The 18,526-nt window shown below is 62.4% G+C and carries 15 protein-coding genes; 6 read left to right on the forward strand and 9 right to left on the reverse strand.

Annotated features, from left to right (window positions below; translation table 11 throughout):
• Positions 1-15: 15 nt before the first annotated feature.
• The 5 genes from EEB13_RS26680 to EEB13_RS26700 all read right to left on the reverse strand — a co-directional run bounded on the left by EEB13_RS26680 (position 16) and on the right by EEB13_RS26700 (position 5,699).
• Entirely contained in the window at positions 16-903 is an 888-nt protein-coding gene (locus EEB13_RS26680) for a haloacid dehalogenase (protein WP_033236304.1), read from the reverse strand.
• Positions 900-2,009, reverse strand: coding sequence for a cysteine protease StiP family protein (locus tag EEB13_RS26685; protein WP_141486594.1), 1,110 nt, complete (start codon positions 2,007-2,009; stop codon positions 900-902). The genes EEB13_RS26680 and EEB13_RS26685 overlap by 4 nt, the downstream gene beginning before the upstream one ends.
• Positions 2,006-3,289, reverse strand: coding sequence for a phosphoribosyltransferase family protein (locus tag EEB13_RS26690; RefSeq protein WP_141486595.1), 1,284 nt, complete (start codon positions 3,287-3,289; stop codon positions 2,006-2,008). Before EEB13_RS26690 ends, EEB13_RS26685 begins: the two co-directional genes overlap by 4 nt.
• Complete coding sequence (locus EEB13_RS26695) at positions 3,286-4,443, reverse strand: HpcH/HpaI aldolase/citrate lyase family protein (RefSeq protein WP_141486596.1); 1,158 nt, start codon at positions 4,441-4,443, stop codon at positions 3,286-3,288. The genes EEB13_RS26690 and EEB13_RS26695 overlap by 4 nt, the downstream gene beginning before the upstream one ends.
• Positions 4,444-4,553: 110 nt before the next feature.
• Complete coding sequence (locus EEB13_RS26700) at positions 4,554-5,699, reverse strand: hypothetical protein (RefSeq protein WP_141486721.1); 1,146 nt, start codon at positions 5,697-5,699, stop codon at positions 4,554-4,556.
• 243 nt (positions 5,700-5,942) lie between these two features.
• Between EEB13_RS26700 and EEB13_RS26705 the strand changes: the two genes are divergently transcribed.
• Both EEB13_RS26705 and EEB13_RS26710 read left to right on the forward strand, forming a co-directional pair.
• Positions 5,943-6,518: a TerD family protein gene (locus tag EEB13_RS26705; RefSeq protein ID WP_033236300.1), complete on the forward strand. Its 576-nt coding sequence runs from the start codon at positions 5,943-5,945 to the stop codon at positions 6,516-6,518.
• 139 nt (positions 6,519-6,657) lie between these two features.
• Positions 6,658-7,779, forward strand: coding sequence for a DUF475 domain-containing protein (locus EEB13_RS26710; protein ID WP_033236299.1), 1,122 nt, complete (start codon positions 6,658-6,660; stop codon positions 7,777-7,779).
• A 179-nt stretch (positions 7,780-7,958) separates the two neighbouring features.
• On the opposite strand, the gene EEB13_RS26715 is transcribed toward EEB13_RS26710, so the two are convergent.
• Positions 7,959-8,600, reverse strand: coding sequence for a TetR/AcrR family transcriptional regulator (locus EEB13_RS26715; RefSeq protein ID WP_116104172.1), 642 nt, complete (start codon positions 8,598-8,600; stop codon positions 7,959-7,961).
• A gap of 68 nt (positions 8,601-8,668) precedes the next feature.
• Between EEB13_RS26715 and EEB13_RS26720 the strand changes: the two genes are divergently transcribed.
• The 3 genes from EEB13_RS26720 (at position 8,669) to dszD (ending at position 10,893) form a co-directional block, all read left to right on the forward strand.
• On the forward strand, positions 8,669-9,772 hold the full coding sequence (locus tag EEB13_RS26720; protein ID WP_116104173.1) for a hypothetical protein: 1,104 nt from the start codon (positions 8,669-8,671) through the stop codon (positions 9,770-9,772).
• Between the two features lie 16 nt (positions 9,773-9,788).
• Entirely contained in the window at positions 9,789-10,262 is a 474-nt protein-coding gene (locus EEB13_RS26725; protein WP_033236297.1) for a YbaK/EbsC family protein, read from the forward strand.
• Positions 10,263-10,323: 61 nt separating this feature from the next.
• Positions 10,324-10,893, forward strand: a complete 570-nt coding sequence (dszD, locus tag EEB13_RS26730) for an NADH:FMN oxidoreductase DszD (RefSeq protein WP_033236296.1) — start codon at positions 10,324-10,326, stop codon at positions 10,891-10,893.
• A gap of 60 nt (positions 10,894-10,953) precedes the next feature.
• Here dszD and EEB13_RS26735 read toward each other — a convergent pair whose 3' ends face one another.
• Both EEB13_RS26735 and gabT read right to left on the reverse strand, forming a co-directional pair.
• Positions 10,954-12,399: an NAD-dependent succinate-semialdehyde dehydrogenase gene (locus EEB13_RS26735; protein ID WP_033236295.1), complete on the reverse strand. Its 1,446-nt coding sequence runs from the start codon at positions 12,397-12,399 to the stop codon at positions 10,954-10,956.
• A 1-nt stretch (position 12,400) separates the two neighbouring features.
• Positions 12,401-13,765: a 4-aminobutyrate--2-oxoglutarate transaminase gene (gene gabT, locus EEB13_RS26740; RefSeq protein WP_116104175.1), complete on the reverse strand. Its 1,365-nt coding sequence runs from the start codon at positions 13,763-13,765 to the stop codon at positions 12,401-12,403.
• Positions 13,766-13,893: 128 nt separating this feature from the next.
• On the opposite strand from gabT, the gene EEB13_RS26745 reads away from it, so the two are divergent.
• Positions 13,894-15,411 carry a PucR family transcriptional regulator gene (locus EEB13_RS26745; protein ID WP_141486597.1) on the forward strand — a complete coding sequence of 506 codons (1,518 nt, stop codon included), beginning with the start codon at positions 13,894-13,896 and terminating at the stop codon, positions 15,409-15,411.
• On the opposite strand, the gene EEB13_RS26750 is transcribed toward EEB13_RS26745, so the two are convergent.
• Positions 15,388-18,516 (reverse strand): NAD-glutamate dehydrogenase domain-containing protein, encoded by a 3,129-nt coding sequence (locus tag EEB13_RS26750; protein WP_141486598.1) that lies wholly within the window; start codon positions 18,514-18,516, stop codon positions 15,388-15,390. The genes EEB13_RS26745 and EEB13_RS26750 overlap by 24 nt on opposite strands.
• Positions 18,517-18,526 lie beyond the last annotated feature (10 nt).

Below are 18,526 nucleotides of genomic sequence, written 5' to 3' on the forward strand. Positions count from 1 at the left end.
ATTTCAGAGCGTGCATTACTTAGAGAGCTGCTCGGACTCTTGCGGTGTTCCGACCGTCATCGCGGCAACGTGGGCGGAGAACCAACGCACAATCTCCGCACTCGCCGCGATACCGGATCCTTCTGTCACAGTAACGGTCGGCCGTTGCCAGTTGAGTTCTTCCAGCTCACCGTGCCGGGGCCGGATCGCGAAGTCCGCATATTCGAGCATGTCCGCATCGAGTGCACCGTCTCCGGCCGACAGGACAGTGGCGTCCGGCGTGAGTTCGCCCGCGTCGACGAGGCGGGCTCGCACCTCGGCGAGGGCTCGAGATTTCGAGACCGCGTCCGGCATCGTGTAGATCTTCCGGCCTTGTCGCGAGACGTTCCAACCGCGTGAGGTGCACCAGGCACTCCAGTCCGCTTCGAAATCGGCCGGGATGGTCGACAAGTCCACTACCAAGTACGGGAACAGCTCGTCTGCCACCCGCATGGAACTGACCCAGCTGACGTCGATGCGGGTTTCCAGTTCACTGTGAACGTGCGCCAGCTCCATCCCGGCAGTGCGGGTCGATCGGTCGATCTCGCTGCGCCAGCGGAGATCGGGCTTTCCGTCCACCAGGATGTTGCCGCCGTTGCTCGTGATCGCGTATTTCCACGGAGCGCCCGGCAGGTCGATGCGCTGGAACTGCGCGATAGTCCGGGTGGTCGTGGGAATCACCGGCGTTGCCGCGCTGAGCGCCCGGAGCTGATCGATGGTCTCGGTGCTCATGTGGGACAGCGGACCGCCGTCGTAGTACTCGACGCACACGTAGTGCTGTGCCGAGGTCAGATCGGTGCCGGTGGGATCCCCGCCGATCGCGTTTTTCGAATAGATCATCGTGCGATCCAGATCGGTCGCAACCAGTACCGGTGACGCACTCATGTGATGTCCTTGATCAATCCGACGCAGGAGTACGCAAGATCGGGTACTTCCTCGACCGGGACGCCGCGAGCTTCGGCCAGCAGACGGATGTGTGCGTGTTCGGGTGCTCTGCTCTCGCGAACGAGCACCTTCCAGGGCAGTCGGCGAAGCAGCACGCGGGTGGTCTCGCCGACACCCGGTTTCACGAAGTTCACGGTCGAAATCCCGTATTCCGCCTGCACCTTCTCCACCGATTCCCAGCCTGCCCAGGTCGGTGTCCGATCCGAAGCGCGCACAGCGGCAAGTGAATCCGCGACATCACTCCGTACGTTGTCGAATTCCGCCGAGACGACGTCGAGTAGACGGTTGGACACATCGACGTCGGCCAGATCGGCGTAGAACTTCGCGCCGTGAAAGTCCCCGGGTCCGATGAGGGTGTCGTTGAGAACCGTCCGTGAGACCAGACCGGACACAGTCGAATTGAGGCACGCCGACGCGATCAGGAAATCGTCTCGGGTGCCGTAGGTCCGAACACAGTATCCGGGATCCGCGAGAACAGCGAGGTCCGGATTGAATTCGGCGCCGCCCTCCGCATGGTATTCGGCGAGAGCGGCCTCGAGTTCCCGGGCAATAGCACCCTTGCCCGTCCAGCCGTCGACAAAGACGATGTTCGACGCATCATGATGGCGCGCAAGATAATCGAGCGCGACAGAATCGATGCCCTTACCTCGCACGATGGACACGGCGTAGTGCGGCAAGGTCAATCCGTGAACGTGCTGCGCCCACCGACGCATCAAAATTCCGACCGGAGTACCCGCACGCGCCAGCGAGACCAATACGACGTCGGAGCCGCGCTCGGCCAGCACCAGGTCTGTAACCGTTCCGACCGCACGCGCCAACCTGGGCGCACTCTCCGACAACACGGTTTCGAACAGTTCGCGATACGCGGCATCGGGCTGGTACTCGATGGGAAGGGATTCGGCATAATGTGCTTCACCCGACTGAATACGTTTCTCCCGCAGCGCAACATCCGCTTCGAGGTCCACGTGAGACAGATCCTTGAGCAACCACGTCACTTCGTCGGGTGCATACGAACCGAACTCCGGTCCGACCAGAGGCGCCGTCATGTGCCTTCACCTTCTCTCGAATCCCGCAACGTCGACGGGTCTGCGCCGCGCACCGTTGCCACGACAACATCGGTCCCGGCATTTCTCAGTGCCTCCACGACACCGCCGGACGCCATCAGGCGATCGGTGTCGGCAGGTTCGTCCACGATCAGCACGACAAGTGCGTCGACGGCCACGTCCGGCCACTGCGCGTTGTACAGAAAGCGCGGCTCGTTCTCGCCGGATTCCGGTGCGACAAAGGTGAATCCACGACGCAGCGGGTAGCCCACATGGTCCATGACGTATGCCGGAGACCGCGTGGTCGTCTGGTACCGCACCTGGCGGCCGCCGCGTTCGAGACCGCTCGCAATGCGAAGAGGGAGATACATCAACTCTTCGTGACCGACCACGATCAGTGCACGGTCTGGTGCCACCGTCGAATCCAGAACCCTGACAGCGGCTTCGACCGCGCTGTCGAAACCTGCCGAATCCGCGTCGAGGAATCCGTGACGGCCTCCGTCCGGTACTGCCGCCGGCCACGGAATGTCCACTCTGGTGACCGAACCGCGATCGGTACCGGCAATATTGAGAGTGGGAGCATCCAGCGCCGTCACTCGTTCCGTCAGACCGAGCGGCAGAACAGTGGAACCCGATGCGAGACTGACGTAATCGATAGCCACTCCCAATTCTGCCGCGGCAGCCTCACTGGCCGCGCGATGCTCGTCGGTTCTCATGTCCACCAGCGAGGCCACGACGTACCGCTCGCGCGGGCACTGGCCGTGCAGTGCGCGAATGGCATCGATAGCTGTTGCACCGGTCGATATTTCGTCGTCTACCAACACCAGGGGCAAATTGTTCTCGAACAGTTCCGCCGACGTCGGTTGCATCAGGTGACTTGTCGCATGCGAGTGCCCCTCCTCGAACCCGGCCAACGTAGTAGCCCCTGGTACGTCGCGGCGCGTCGAATGCAAGTAGCAGTGAGCATGCAGGCGGGCAGCAACACAATGGCCCAAACCTGTTGCAGTTTCGGCAAATCCGAGCACAACAACGTCAACGCCGACGCCCAGGCGCTCGCGCACCAGATCACCCAGATCGTCGGCGGCCCCGATGACAACCGATGGCGGCGTCGGGATGTGCTTGCCGAGTACCGTCGACACCAACAGGTGCGCACGGCGCGGATTGCGACGCAGTCCGGGAATCACCAACTCCGGCACCGTCCGTCCGACAGCGGAGTCGCCGTGTACAAGATCCAATCCGAATTCTTCTGTGGCCCAGGGAACCGACCCCACGCTGCTGGTCATCGATCAACCAACGCCGTCAGCAGTTCGACAAACGTGATCCCCTTGTTGGTCACGCCGAAAACACGTGCACGCAAGGCTGTCTGCCTAGCCCAGTTGCGGTGCGGCTTCATCTCGTTCATCTTGTTCCGGTAGCCGGACGCCTGCACCCCACCCACCTCGACGCCCAAAATGTCGAGAGCGTCGTGGTACTCCTCATGGGTGACTGCGGACAACGCATTGACCGCGGCAACGTGCGACGGGTGGATAACCGTCTTACCTTGAATGCCGTTGGCCCGATCCAAAGCGATTTCCCGCAACAAACCGTCCAGGTCGCGGCTCACCAAGTGCTGCCGGAACCGCACCGCGTCGTGCTCCTCGAACGGCGTCGCACGCAGCATCGGGCGGAACATACGCTCGTGGTCCGCGAAGTACTCCCACACCGGCCCGGTGATGACAAAACCCGAACCATCGGCTCGGCCAAGGTAATTGACGATGTCGGCGATGACATCGACAACTACACGCACGTCGTAGATCGTCAAGTCGCGGTCACGGCGGATACCGAACGTGCTGCACATGTCGGTGGCACCGATGCGAACCGCGAGAATGCGATCCCGATGACGAGTCAGAAGCTCTTGGACACTGCGCAATTCATGATCGCGGGTATCACGGTGTACCAATTCCGGCGATTCGAGGACGGGCATGGCGTACAGATGCTTTCCGAGCGCTTCCGACGCGTCAGCGATGGCATCGAGGAATGACTCGCCGGATTCACTCCCGAATTTCGGGATGACAAATCCGGTCAGCGCAGCGCGCCCAATCGTCAGCGATTGTGCAATGTCCGCGATGTCGGACACTTCACGGACCCGGACGAAGAGCAACATGCCGACCGCATCCGTTGCCGCGATCTTGTCGAGCGCGGCCACGGCATTGGCCCGCGCAGTTTCCACCTCGTCGTCCGCGACGGCGTCCTCGAGATCGAGAACCATCGAACTGACACCTTCGCCAGCGCGCTTCTCCACGATCTCGGCCAACCCTGCCCGCGTGGCGGGAACGTAGAGAGTCGCGCCCAAAGCGATCGCCAGCAGGTCTCGCTCGTCGGAGTCGCTGAAGGTCCGGGGAGCATGCAGGAACAATTGCTCCCGCACATCATCCTCGAGGTGTTGAAAGTGCTGCATGTCTCTTCTCTCTATGACCGATGGCAATTCCACGTTTCATCCCCCACTTGATTTTTCGGGTGTCCATCCCGATCCCCCGATCGGCCCCGACCTGCATATTCAGTTCTTGGTCAGCGTCTTCCTGCTTGCGTCCGCATCTTTTCGACGACTTCGGCGATGAACGCCGAAACCGAATCCAACTGCATGACATACGACCAGTAGTCCGGATGAGTTCCCGTCAGTGACGCAGCCGCCCGTTCGATCCGCGCCAACTGCGCATCGAGCACGGACCCCCATTCCGCCACCAAACCGTGATTGACGGCAAACATCTGCGCGTCTTTCAAACGAAAACGGACCTGACGCTCTTTTTCTGTCGGATCTGCCCGAACTGCCCGAAGTGTTGTCAAACGATCCGTCACAGCATCGACGCAGGCTTCCGCCTCGGCAAGATGAAGACGCGCATCTGCCATCAACGCCAACGCATGCTCCGGATTGCCCACATCCAAAGCCTGCATTGCCTCGTTCAAATCGGCAGCGGCGTTATCGATATGTTCACGACTCCGACTGCTGTTGTTGACCAGATCTGCTGAACTCGCGGCATTGAACTCCCGGAGCAATGCCGAATACGCAGGGTCGAGGCGGTCCACCCGCGTTCGCACCGCAGCCAGCCTCGTCGACACGGCCGACACCGTCGTCTGCGCATGTCGCTGTGTGGACGGTGCCTGGGCCAATGCTTCCGTGAGTGCTGCTGCCGCGGCGTTGACCCGCTCGGCTTCGACCCGGATTTCGTCTGCCCGCTCACCGTGTTCCGCCCGAGCGAGCGCGGCAACGGACGCGTCCAGATGCTCCGACGACGCAACCACCGACGGGTACTCGCAATAGCGCCGATCGGTATCACTCAACGCGCGGCGAGCGGCTTCGGCAGCCGCGCGCGCCTGCTGACCGAGAACCGGAATCGTGGACATCGTCGCCGTGGCCTGCTCGAGGTGGCTTCGATTGCCGTTGTAGAAGGCATCAATGCTTTGAGCTGCGGATACCAGTTCGGCCACCGACTTCTCGAAGGCCGCAGTGGCAGTGCGCGCATCACGATGGAGAGCTTGGTCGTTCCCGTACTGCTCGCTCGTGGACAGGTAGTTCGACACCGCCACGTAGCACTTGTCCCTCACCGGTTTCCAGGCCTCGCCCAGACCACGCTCGGGGAAGAGCTCGGTCGACGCTTTGACAGCAGCGGAAGCAATCGTCTGACGCTTGTCCATGTCGAGAAACGCCGAGACCATCGCAGTCTGCGCCTCCCGCGCACGACTGATCGACTCCTCCACGCTCACCCCCCGATTGAAGCGCTCCGACCATCTGCCTACCACGATTGAATCCTACGGGGCCGACTGCTTGCGCTTCCGTTTCGATTTCCACTGTTACCGCAGCCACACCCGAAGTGCCGTTAGGGTGGAGGAGGTAAACACATTCCCAAGACGGCCAATCGTCGTCGCGGGCCATGTCTCTTCTCTTGAAAGGACCCCTGAATGGGCGTCAGCTTGACCAAAGGCGGCAATGTCTCTCTCACGAAGGAGGCCCCGAACCTGACCGCAGTGGTTGTCGGCCTGGGCTGGGACGCACGTTCCACCACCGGCGCAGCCTTCGACCTCGACGCCAGCGCAATCGGCGCAGGTGCAGACAAGAAGGTCGTCTCCGACCAGCACTTCATCTTCTTCAACAACCTGCGTTCGCCCGACGGCTCGATCGAGCACAAGGGTGACAACACCGACGGTGAAGGCGAAGGCGACGACGAGCAGATCGACGTGAACCTCGCCGCTGTTCCGGCCAACATCGAGAGCGTCGTCTTCCCCGTCTCGATCTACGACGCAGAAGCACGCTCGCAGTCCTTCGGCCAGGTCCGCAACGCGTACATCCGCGTTGTCGACAAGTCCAACGGCAACGAACTTGCCCGCTACGACCTGTCCGAGGACGCCTCCACCGAGACCGCCATGGTCTTCGGCGAGCTGTACCGCAACGGCGCAGAGTGGAAGTTCCGCGCTATCGGCCAGGGCTACGCCTCGGGCCTCGCGGGCATCGCACGCGACTACGGCGTCAACGTCTGATAGTCGACCTACCGTCGAGCTGACCAAAGGGAGAGTTCCGCAGTACGCTGTGGAACTCTCCCCGGCTTCGTATCGATTGCGGTGAGATAACCGCTGCAGTAACCACTGCGCACTGACCAACTAGAAAGGGCCACGCTCCGTGGTACTGCGAATATTCGGTTTATCGATCGGCATTTCGATCATCGCGATGATCGTCGCGTTCATCTACGGCGGACCCGAGGCTCTGTTCCTCGTTGTCATCCTGTCAATTCTGGAAATTTCGCTTTCCTTCGACAACGCCGTCATCAATGCCACCGTTCTGCGAAGAATGAGTGATTTCTGGCAGAAGATCTTCCTCACCGTCGGCATCGTGATCGCGGTGTTCGGTATGCGTCTGGTGTTCCCGCTTGTCATCGTGTGGGCGGCATCGGGCCTGGGTCCGATCGCGGCACTCGACCTCGCGCTGAACCCGCCGGCCGACGACGCCGCCTACTTCCCCAACGGCGATCCGAGCTACGAAACACTGATCACCGACGCTCACCCGACCATCGCCGCCTTCGGTGGCATGTTCCTGCTGATGCTGTTCCTCGGCTTCATCTTCGAAGAGCGTGAGATCACCTGGCTGTCCTGGCTCGAGAAGCCCCTTGCGCGGATCGGCAAGCTGGATCAGCTCGCAGTTGTCGTTGCCGGCCTCACTCTGGTTCTGGCAGGTTCGTTCCTCGCCGCAGACGACAAGGTCACGACGGTCATGATCTCCGGCGTGCTCGGCATGATCACGTACATCGCCGTCAACGGGTTGGGTGAACTCTTCAACCTTCCCGAAGAGGACGAAGACGAAGAGACCGTCAGGTCCGGCGGACCCACCGAGCTGGCCAAGGCAACAGGTAAGGCCGGATTCTTCCTGTTCCTGTACCTCGAGGTCCTCGACGCGTCCTTCTCCTTCGACGGCGTCATCGGCGCGTTTGCGATCACCTCGGACCCGATCATCATCGCTCTCGGCCTCGGCTTTGTCGGCGCGATGTTCGTCCGCTCCATCACCGTCTTCCTCGTCCGCAAGGGCACGCTGTCCGATTACGTCTACCTCGAGCACGGCGCTCACTGGGCCATCGGCGCTCTGGCCGTCATCCTGATGGTGTCCATCGGTGTTCACATCAACGAGATCATCACCGGCCTTGTTGGTGTCTTCTTGATCGGCGCGGCCTTTATCAGCAGCGTTATCCGAAACAAGCGGATCGCGAACGAAGATCCGAAACTCGACGAGAACACTCCAGCAACAGTCTGAGTTTCTTTGCTCGAACGCCCGCGGCCGATTCCGGTCGCGGGCGTTTTGTTTGATATGCCGGAATTGATGTGGTTGCCGCGCGGCTAATGTTCAGCCGCGCGGCCAGTTGTCCCTGCGGGCGCACAATTGGCGCGCGGCGCCGAATATCCACGACCGCGACGCCACCAGACGCCGATGCGTTAGCTGGTGGGCAAACCGGCCCGCGCGACTGCGCCTGCAAATAGAGCGGTCACTGCGGCGCCCATTGCTTGTTGATCGACTTCTTCCGGGTCCACGGAGTGTTCGAGAACCAATCCGGATATCAAGGCCATCAACGAGATTGCGGTAGTCCGCACATCGAAGGCATCCTCGACGCCCCATTCCCGGGCTCGCGCACCGATCAATTCCACTAGTTGACTGCGTAGGTGCCGACGCTCTCGGAGGTATGCCTGGGCGATCTGGGGGTCACGTCCGGCGAGGACCCCGAATTCGAGGACGAGCAGCAACCACCCGGGGTTGCCCGCCATCCACGACGCGATTGCCTCGCCGCTTTTGCCGGCGGCATCGGTGGGGCTCATGCCCGCGATCTCGGCGAGCACCCTCCCGGCAAGTTCGAGTGACCGTTGCGCAAATAGTTCGGCAAACAGGTCTTGCTTGGACTCGAAGTTGGAGTAGACGGCGCCCTTCGTGAAGCCCGCTCGGCGGGCCACTTCGGTGAGACGTGCAGCACTGAATCCTTGCTCCGCAAATTCTTCCGCTGCAGCGTCGAGCAGTCTTTGCCGCACAACGTCGCGTCCGGGGCGGGTTACCGGCACGAAGTCCGGTTGACGGGATTCGGTCACGATACCTAGAGTATTCAATACCTCGGGTATTGACAAGCTCTTTACTTTCGACAAGATCAGGACTCATCGTGACCACAACGCATCCGGCACACGCCGCACCGGAAACACCCACGCCTCCGCACGAACACCCCAGCGACAACTTGCTGGCCAAATACGGCGCCCCGAAAGTCATGGTCGCGCTGTTCGTCGGCATGATCCTGCTCCAGATGGGCTTCATCCTCAGCTATGTCGCCGCGTTCCATCAGCCGACGCCACGTGACATCGAGATTGTGGTCATCGCAGATCAGGGCACACCGGCCGGCATGGATCAGCAGATCGCCGACAAGCTCAACGCCATCGACGGCAGCCCGCTCGACGCGCGCGTTGGCGACAACACCGCCGCAGCGCGTCGGATGCTCCACGATCGCGAGATCCAGGGTGCGTTTGTCATCAATCCGGCGGGAGCCGACACCCTGATCACCGCCAGTGCGGGCGGTAGCTCCATTGCAACGTCACTCGAATCGATCTTTACCCAGGTCGAGAGCAGCCAGAACCGTGAATTCGTGGTGCGCGACGAGATCCCGGTGGGTACTCACGACAACCGCGGCCTGTCCGGCTTCTACCTCTCGATCGGCTGGGTTGTGGGCGGCTACCTCTTTGCCGCAGCAATCGGCCTGTTCATCGGTGCACCGAAGACGCTTCGCCAGGCAGCTGCACATACCGGTGTGATCGCTGTGTACTCGGTGATTTCCGGGGCGTTTGGCGCACTCATCACGTCGCATGTTCTCGGGACCTTTGCCGGGCACTGGCTCCCGCTCTCACTGCTGGGAAGTGCCGTCGTGTTCGGTACGGCAATGTTCACGGTCGGACTCCGCGCGGCAATCGGCGTTCTCGCCGTCCCGTTGGCGATCGCAGTGTTTGTCATCCTCGGCAATCCCAGTGCCGGAGGCGCTTTCGGCTCGAATGTGCTCCCGTCGTTCTATGCCGCGATCGGCCGGTGGATCACTCCGGGCGCCGGCACCGAGGGTGTTCGAAGCATCGTGTACTTCGGCAACGTCGGAGTCGGCCAGCCCGTGCTGACGCTTTTCCTGTACGCCGTGGTCGGCGCCGCCATGTTGTTCGGATTTACAATCAGGAAGAACCGAAAGTCCGCCGACACAGTGCCAACTCCGGCTGTGACAATCGCCGACTAGTCCTACTCTTGAATTCATGACGAGCCTCCTCCACCCCAACGCCTCGCACGTCGCCGAAACCCTGATCGCTCGCGGTCATCACGGCGTCATCGTCACGCAAGCCGACGCGACGCACACTGCCGAAGAAGCAGCGGCAGCTGTCGGGGTGGAGGTGGGCGCGATCACCAAGTCACTCGTCTTCCTACTCGACGACGATCCAGTGTTGTTGCTGGTCTCAGGCGCGCACCAGGTGAATCTGCAGGCAACGGGTGAGCGCCTCGAAGGCAAACTGACCCGGGCTCCGCTGGAGATGGCCAAGGCCGCAACGGGTCAACCCATCGGCGGAGTGGCGCCGCTCGGGCACCCCACCAACCTGCCGACGTACGTCGACACCGCGCTCGAGCAGTATCCGATCCTGTGGGCCGCGGCGGGCCATCCGAACACAGTCTTCCGCACGACGTATCCGGAACTGCTGCGCATCACGGCCGGCCTTGCCGTGGATATGGACTAAGGACGGTCAGACGCGCGCTTATAGTGGGTCGAAAGACCAAATTTCCCACCGGAGAGCCCCGTTGACTGACACGCCGAACGATATTTCCAACCCAACCACACCCGACGCGACCACCGCGCCCGAGTTGTCCACCGGCATCTGCGCCGCCGACTACCGGGCCGCACTGGGCCGTCACCCCGCGGGAGTCACTGTTGTCACCCTCGACTCCGGCACCGGACCGGTAGGGTTCACGGCGACCTCGTTCTCGTCGCTCTCGCTCGAGCCGCCGCTCGTGTCGTTCAACATCGCGGAGACGTCGTCGAGCATCACCGCCCTGAAGGCCGCAAAGTCCTTGGTGATTCATCTTCTCGGTGAACACCAACAACATTTGGCCCAGCGCTTTGCGCGCAGCGCCGATCAGCGTTTTGCCGATCAATCACTCTGGGCTGTCCTCGATACCGGCGAGCCGGTTCTGCACGGCACGCCCAGTTGGATGCGCGTCACGGTCGATCAGTTGATTCCGGTGGGCGACCACACCCTTGTTGTCGGGCTTGTCACCCGAGTTCACGCCGACGAAGACGATGATTCCGCCGCGGCGCCGCTTCTTTATCACGAGGGCAAGTACTACCGCCCCACTCCGCTGGGACAATAACCTCGAACAACGAAGGCCTCGCCGGGAATCCGGCGAGGCCTTCGTTGTTCGCGGAAGAACTTACAGCGCTACGTACTTGGTGTCGAGGTACTCGTCGATACCTTCGGTTCCGCCTTCGCGACCGAAGCCTGATTCCTTGACACCACCGAACGGTGCTGCGGCATCGGAGATCGCGCCGCGGTTGACGCCGACCATGCCGGTGTCCAGCTTCGCCGAGACGCGCATCGCGCGATCGATGTCACGGGTGTAGAAGTACGCCACAAGCCCGAACTCGGTGTTGTTCGCTGCGGCGATGGCTTCGTCTTCGGTGTCGAAACCGACTACGGCTGCAACAGGTCCGAAGATTTCTTCCTTCAGCAGGCGCGCGTCGGCGGGCACCTGGTCGAGAACGGTCGGGGTGAAGAAGAACCCCGGGCCTTCGGGCGCCGATCCACCGGTGCGAACGCGCGCACCCTTGGACACGGCGTCGTCGACGAGTCCGGTGACGGTGGCGAGTTGCTTGGTGTTGATCAGCGGGCCGATGTTGGTACCCTCGGCGTCACCTGCGCCCACCTTCAAGGCCGCAACCTTGGCGGTGAACTTGTCGGTGAATTCTTCGCGCACCGAGTTGGCAACGTAAATGCGGTTAGCTGCGGTGCACGCCTCGCCGCCGTTACGCATCTTCGCAAGCATCGCACCGTCGACAGCTGCATCGATGTCGGCATCGTCGAAGACGATGAACGGAGCGTTGCCACCCAGTTCCATGGACGTGCGGAGAAGCTTGTCAGCGGCATTGCGCACCAACAGCTTTCCGACGCCGGTGGAACCGGTGAACGTAACCTTGCGCAGACGTGCGTCTTCCATCAGCGGTCCGCTGATAGCTGCGGCGTCGGAGGTCGGGAGGATCGAGAGCACACCGTCAGGCAGGCCGGCGTCGGCAAATACCTGGCCGAGAAGCTGCATGGTGAGCGGAGTGTCCTCGGCCGGCTTGACGATGATGGTGCAGCCGGCCGCAAGTGCCGGTCCGATCTTTCGGGTTCCCATGGCCAACGGGAAATTCCACGGCGTGATCGCCAGAACCGGTCCGACGGCTTCTTTGGTGACAAGGATGCGACCGTTACCGGCCGGAGCCTGTGTGAAACGTCCACCGATGCGGACGGCTTCCTCACTGAACCAACGCAGGAACTCGCCACCGTAGTTGACCTCACCGCGACTCTCGGCCAACGACTTACCCATTTCCAGGGTCATCATCAGCGCGAAGTCCTCGGCGCGGGCGTGCAACAACTCGAACGCGCGACGCAAGATCTCGCCACGGTTCCGAGCAGGCGTCGCGGCCCAATCATCTTGTGCCGCAGCAGCGAGATCGAGGGCACGGATACCGTCAGCTGCAGTGGCGTCGGCTACCTGAGCCAACTCTTCGCCGGTTGCCGGGTTGTAGACCGCAAAGGTCTTCTCGGCCGGCGTGAGCTTGCCGCCCAGCCAGAGACCTTGGGGTACGGAATCGAGAAGTTCCGAGACGTTCGACATGTCAGTTCTCCTGTGCTGCAGTGCGAATAGCAGACTCGAGGACGGTCAGGGCGTCGTCGAGCAGCTCTTCGGAAATGACCAACGGAGGGAGTAGACGAATGACGTTACCGTAAGTGCCGCACGTGAGGATCACAACGCCTGCCGCGAGGCACGCAGCTGCGATGGCCTTCGTGATGTCGGCATCCGGCTCTTGTCCGCCGGGCTTGACCAGCTCGATGGCGAGCATGGCGCCGCGTCCACGAACGTCGCCGATGACGTCGAGTTCCTTTGCCAGCGCGTTCATTCGACCGACGACGGTGGTCTCGATGGTGCGGGCGCGACCACAGAGGTCCAGCTCGTGCATCTGGTCGATGGATGCCAGCGCCGCGGCGCAGGCGACGGGGTTACCGCCGTACGTGCCGCCGAGGCCGCCCGGGTGGACTGCGTCGATCAGGTCGGCGCGGCCTGTGACAGCTGCGAGCGGCATACCGCCGGCGATGCCCTTGGCAAGCGTGACCAGGTCCGGGACGATTCCCTCGTGGTCGCTGGCGAACCAGGCACCTGTGCGAGCAAAGCCTGCCTGGACCTCGTCGGCGATGAAGACGACGCTGTTTTCCTTGGCCCACGCGACGAGCGTCGGGAGGAATCCTTCTGCGGGAACGATGAATCCGCCCTCACCCTGGATGGGCTCGATGAGGATGGCTGCCGTGTTCGACGCGCCGATCTGCTTCTCGATCATCGTGATGGCGCGCTGTGCGGCCTGCTCACCGGTGATCTTCGAACCGTCGACGTTCAGGCCCTCGCGGTACGGGTAGGACATCGGAACGCGGTAGACCTCGGGGGCAAAGGGACCGAAGCCACTCTTGTACGGCATGGACTTTGCCGTCAGTGCCATCGTGAGGTTGGTGCGGCCGTGGTACGCGTGATCGAACACCACAACGGCGTCGCGACCCGTTGCGTGACGCGCGATCTTGACGGCGTTCTCGACGGCTTCGGCGCCGGAGTTGAACAGAACGGAACGCTTCTCGTGGTCACCGGGGGTGAGTTCGGCCAGGCGCTCGGCGACCTCGATGTAGCCCTCGTACGGAGCGACCATGAAACAGGTGTGGGTGAAGTGTGCAACCTGATCCTGAACTGCGGCCACAACAGCCGGGTTGGATGCACCGACGCTGGTCACGGCGATACCGGCACCGAGATCGACGAGCGAGTTGCCGTCGACATCGACGATCACTCCGCCGTCCGCGTCAGCGACGTACACCGGAAGGGTGGACGCGACGCCTGCTCCGACAACCTTCTTACGACGCTCTGCGAGCGCAGCCGAGCGCGGGCCCGGGAACTCCGTGACGATGCGACGTTCCTGCGGAAGCCGGTATTCGATTGCACTCATGTGACCACCCTCTCGGTTGTGTATTGCATTCGAGTATGCGACGCGCGAGCACCATCGAGCAGTGCCGAAATGGATATCTACATACTCAGGCCTACTCCATATCGGCAGCTCCCGCTAGCCTTGAACTCGTGACCGTTCCGATCTCCTGGCTACTGCGTCAGAAGCACCTGTCGCTGACATTGCTGACCGACCCGTCGTCATCCACTCAGCCGGTCACGTTTGCACAGGCCACAGAGCTGACAGACCCCACTCCGTGGCTCTCGGGCGGGGAACTGGTGCTCACTACCGGGCTTGCATTCGTGGGCTCTACTGCCGCTGATTTTGCCGACTACGTCGACCGTTTGGCGTCGGCGGAAGTGTCAGCACTGGGGTTCGGAACGGGACTTTCTCACAAAGAGGTCCCGCCGGAACTTCTCGCGGCTGCCCGCGGTCGCGGACTTCCCCTGCTCGACGTTCCGTTCACCACCCCGTTCGCGGCAGTCACCCGCGCGGTGATGACCCGGCTGAGTCAGCAGGAGTACGAGTCCGTCCTGCGCGCGGCAGAAGTACAGACGCGCATCACCCGGGTTGCGCTGCGCGGCGGTGTCTCCGCGATCGTGCGCGAACTGGCCACGGCGACAAAAACTTCGGTTGCGTTTGTCGGCGACCGCATTACCGCCGTACATCCCGCAAATCAGAAGTCGCTGATCGCCGAGGTGCGTGCCGTGGCCACGACCACTCGCGATCCCAATGCACCGGCATCGATTTCGCAGAGCACCCCCGAGCGGACGCTTACGCTCTCCCCGGTCGGTGTGACCGACAGTTGGCACGGCTACCTTGCACTGGCCGGTTCGGGACCACTGAGCAACATCGACAGAGTGCTTCTCGGACATGCTGTTTCACTGTTGACCCTGGAACTCGAGAAGCCAGTGCGCCTGCGGGCCGAACGATCCAAGCTGAACTCGATGGCATTCGGACTGCTACTCGACGGACGAATCGCCGAAGACGCCGTGCCGTCGTATCTCGGCGAAGCAAGCGACACCAACGGATTGGTACGCGTCGTCCACATCCGAGGATCAGCGCTGGGACCTGCTCTACGCGAGCTGGACAGCGCACTTGCACGCGCAGGAAGACCTCTTTTTGCCCAAGTGGAGAACACCGCACTCACCGTGCTGCTTCGTGGCACCGATACCGTCGACACCGCACAAGCGCTTCTGGCGCAGCTGTCTCCGAGCGAATCCAAAGCTGTTCGCGCCGGGATCAGCACGCCGCACCCAATCCTCGACGCTGCGCGCGCACTTGTCCAAGCCCGCGCTGCAGCCAACCTCACAACGGCTACAGCGCGCATTCTCGAATTCGATGCACTGACGGGTTCGACGATTCTTGCGTCCGAACCCGCAAGAGAAGCGCTTGTTGCCATGGCCGCCGACACGATTCCCGTGCTGACCGAACACGACGACAAACACGGAACAGCCCTCGCGATCTCGCTCCGCGCCTACCTCGAGGCCAACGGCCAATGGGAATCTGCCGCTTCCGAACTCGGTATCCACCGGCACACTCTCCGAGGTCGCATCACCCGCGTCGAAGAACTCTTGCGATGCGACCTCGGCGAGGCCAGGGTCAGAGCTGAACTGCTGCTGTCGCTACTCGCTTGGGAGAGCCGCTGACAAGAACGACGATGTGCCGCGGATCAGCAGTTCGAGTTCCGCGTCGACGGTGCACAGTCGCGCAGTGTCGAGCGAACCGCTGCGGCGAACACTGGACATCAACGTCGTAAATCGGTGCACAGCATCGAGATTGGCGCTCGACCACCGCTGCACCACACCGTCGCGATCGTCGTCGAGAGCACCTGATACCAGATCCGCGAATCGCGTCGTCAATCGAGCATGAACGGCAGCGCTGCCCATGACCTCCCAGTGTGAAGCTCCGACGGCAACGTCGACGCCGCCGAGTACGTCACCCAGATCAAGCTCTGCAGCGAGCTCACGGTAGACGGTCGCAGCCGCCTGGACCGACGTATTCTCCTGCAGTGCAAGGTCGGCCAACGCCAGAGCTCCGAAGGACACCTCGATACGTTCGCTCGAGTTCAGCCCCGCCGTGAGTTCGCGCACCGGCCCCGACCATCGATCGATGTCTGCCCGCGGGTTCACCGCAAACCGTCCGGCCGCTCCTGGCCGTCGCAGCACCCAGCTCATTTCGGACTCAAGCAACTGTTGCAGTCGATCAAGTGCCTGAAGTTGTTCGGCAGCATCAAGATCGGAGTTCAGAATGTCGCGGCGCAGACCCTCGGTGCCGAGCACCTCACTGACCACCGCATACGCCAACGACGCTTCCGGGCTGCGCACACCCAAGTGCTCTTCCAGCCGGAACAGCACACCCGGCCCTACGCGGTTGACCAGTTCGTCGACCACCGAAGTGATGATGATGTCGCGTCCGAGTCGGTGCGCCTGCACAGCCTCTGGCGCTGCCTCGACCACCGACGGCGGGAAGTACTGCGTCAGCCGGTCGGCAAAGATCTTGTTGTCAGGGGCCTCGGAAGCACCCAACTCGGCAGTCAGCACATTCTTCGACTGAGCAACCAGCACAGCAAGTTCGGGGCGAAGAAGCCCCTGACCTGCCCGGGCCCGCACGGCAAGCGACTTGGCATCCGGCAGCGATTCTTCGACGCGTTTCATGGCGCCCGCCGCAATCAGATTCTCGATCAGCCGCTCGTGCTGGTCGAGAAGTGCCGGTGCCCGATGCTCGGCCAGGCTGATGGCAAGGGTTTGATCCTCGCTGGCCTTCAGTACCGACGCGGCTACCTCGTCCTGGGCCGACGCCAGAAGCGCATTTCGTGAGCCGGAATCCAACCCTGCAAGAGCGATCTTGATGTTGACCTCTCGGTCCGACGTCGCAACACCGGCCGCATTGTCGATGAAGTCGGCGTTGATTCGTCCACCGCCGGCAGAGTATTCGATCCGCGCGCGCTGTGTGAAACCGAGATTGCCGCCCTCCCCCACCACGCCGGCACGCAATTCGTCCGCACTCACACGAACACCGTCGTTGGACGGATCGGCCGCGTCGACGTTGCTCTCGCCCGACGCCTTCACGTAGGTGCCAACGCCCCCGTTCCACAACAGGTCGACCGGCGCACACAGGATCGCCCGGATCAATTCCTGCGGGGTGAGCTTCTCCTCGGTGATTCCGAGTGCGTCGCGGGCCTCGCGCGGAAGACTGATGGACTTTGCGCTGCGCGGCCACACGCCGCCGCCGCTCGATATCACGGTGCGATCGAAGTCGTCCCAGGACGAGCGCGGCACGGTGAAGAGTCGGGCGCGTTCGCGCAGCGTGGCCTCCAGGTCAGGGTTCGGGTCGATGAAGATGTGGCGGTGGTCGAACGCCGCAACCAGACGAATCTTGTGCGAGAGCAACATTCCGTTGCCGAACACGTCGCCGGACATGTCGCCGATCCCCGCGACGGTGAAAGGATCAGTGTCGACGTCCACACCACGTTCGGCAAAATGGCGTCGCACAGCCACCCACGCGCCGCGGGCGGTGATGCCCATGGCCTTGTGGTCGTAGCCGGCCGAACCACCCGACGCAAAGGCGTCGCCCAGCCAGAAACCACGCTCGATCGCAATGCCGTTCGCCACGTCGGAGAACCGGGCGGTTCCCTTGTCCGCTGCCACGACAAGATACGAGTCTTCACCGTCGTAGGCGATCACTTCGGCCGGATGTACCGGCGAGCCGTCGACGATGTTGTCCACCACGTCGAGCAGTCCGCGAATGAACGTGCTGTACGACTCCTGCACCTGGTCCGGTGTGGGCGTGGATGTTCCGCGCACGACAAAAGCGCCCTTGGCTCCGGTCGGAACGATGGGCGAGTTCTTGACACTCTGGGTTTTCATGAGGCTCAAGGCCTCGGTGCGGAAGTCCTCGAAGCGATCGGACCATCGCAGGCCGCCACGGGCCACCGACGAGCTACGCAGGTGAACGCCCTCGACGTTGGGTGCGCTGACGTAGATCTCGCGGAACGGAACGGTTTTCTGCGGCGTCGACAGAACCTGGGAGTCGATCTTGAACGACGCATACGACAGCGGATTGCCGGCGCCGTCGCGCAGGTACCAGTTGGTCCGCAATGTTGCCTGGAGAAACGAGCGAACACCGCGGAGAACCCGATCTTCGTCGAGAGTGTCTGCGCTGTCGACCAACTCGTCGATCAAGGTGATCGCGGCGGCAACCGCCACACTGCGCTTCGGCACTGCCGGGTCGAATCGCGCAGTGAACAGTCCGAGTGCCGCCCGAACGAATAGGGGTTTCGCTTGCAATACTCCCACGATGTAGCCTTCGGACAGCCCGATGCGTGCCTGCGCGAGGAACCGGCACGCCGCGCGCAGCAACTCTGCGTCACGCCACGTGATGTCGGCTCGGCCGATCAGGCTGGAGAAGTTGTCCATCCGGGTCCTACCGGCAACAACAGCTTCGAAAGCCGAGGCCATCTTCTCGAGTGCACCGCCGTCGAAGGCGCAGGGCTCGAAGGTGAAATGATGCGCCGATCCGAGAACTGTCGGAAGCGGGCGGTGCGTCGACACTCGAAGTCCGAGGGATTCGAAGTTCTCGCACAGATCGGAGAGGGAGGGCTCTCCGGAGGGCCACAGAACCACGCCGGTCAGTTCGTCGCCCTGACGAAATACCAGTCGTTGCCCTGCTGCTGCCAACTCGGCAACCAGTCCCAACGCTGGATCCGCTGAGTCCGCGAATTCTGACTTGGTTGCCGTTGATGTGCTCGCCATTGAACACCCT

Source organism: Rhodococcus sp. WS3, from assembly GCF_003797085.1.
GTDB classification, from domain to species: Bacteria; Actinomycetota; Actinomycetes; order Mycobacteriales; family Mycobacteriaceae; genus Rhodococcus_F; species Rhodococcus_F globerula.

What these genes read in the sequence shown, in the direction of transcription:
- EEB13_RS26680 (WP_033236304.1), bottom strand. Translation starts at nt 903, where the DNA reads ATGAGTGCGTCACCGGTACTGGTTGCGACCGATCTGGATCGCACGATG.
- EEB13_RS26685 (WP_141486594.1), bottom strand. Translation starts at nt 2,009, where the DNA reads ATGACGGCGCCTCTGGTCGGACCGGAGTTCGGTTCGTATGCACCCGAC.
- EEB13_RS26690 (WP_141486595.1), bottom strand. Translation starts at nt 3,289, where the DNA reads ATGACCAGCAGCGTGGGGTCGGTTCCCTGGGCCACAGAAGAATTCGGA.
- EEB13_RS26695 (WP_141486596.1), bottom strand. Translation starts at nt 4,443, where the DNA reads ATGCAGCACTTTCAACACCTCGAGGATGATGTGCGGGAGCAATTGTTC.
- EEB13_RS26700 (WP_141486721.1), bottom strand. Translation starts at nt 5,699, where the DNA reads ATGGTCTCGGCGTTTCTCGACATGGACAAGCGTCAGACGATTGCTTCC.
- EEB13_RS26705 (WP_033236300.1), top strand. Translation starts at nt 5,943, where the DNA reads ATGGGCGTCAGCTTGACCAAAGGCGGCAATGTCTCTCTCACGAAGGAG.
- EEB13_RS26725 (WP_033236297.1), top strand. Translation starts at nt 9,789, where the DNA reads ATGACGAGCCTCCTCCACCCCAACGCCTCGCACGTCGCCGAAACCCTG.
- EEB13_RS26735 (WP_033236295.1), bottom strand. Translation starts at nt 12,399, where the DNA reads ATGTCGAACGTCTCGGAACTTCTCGATTCCGTACCCCAAGGTCTCTGG.
- gabT (WP_116104175.1), bottom strand. Translation starts at nt 13,765, where the DNA reads ATGAGTGCAATCGAATACCGGCTTCCGCAGGAACGTCGCATCGTCACG.
- EEB13_RS26750 (WP_141486598.1), bottom strand. Translation starts at nt 18,516, where the DNA reads ATGGCGAGCACATCAACGGCAACCAAGTCAGAATTCGCGGACTCAGCG.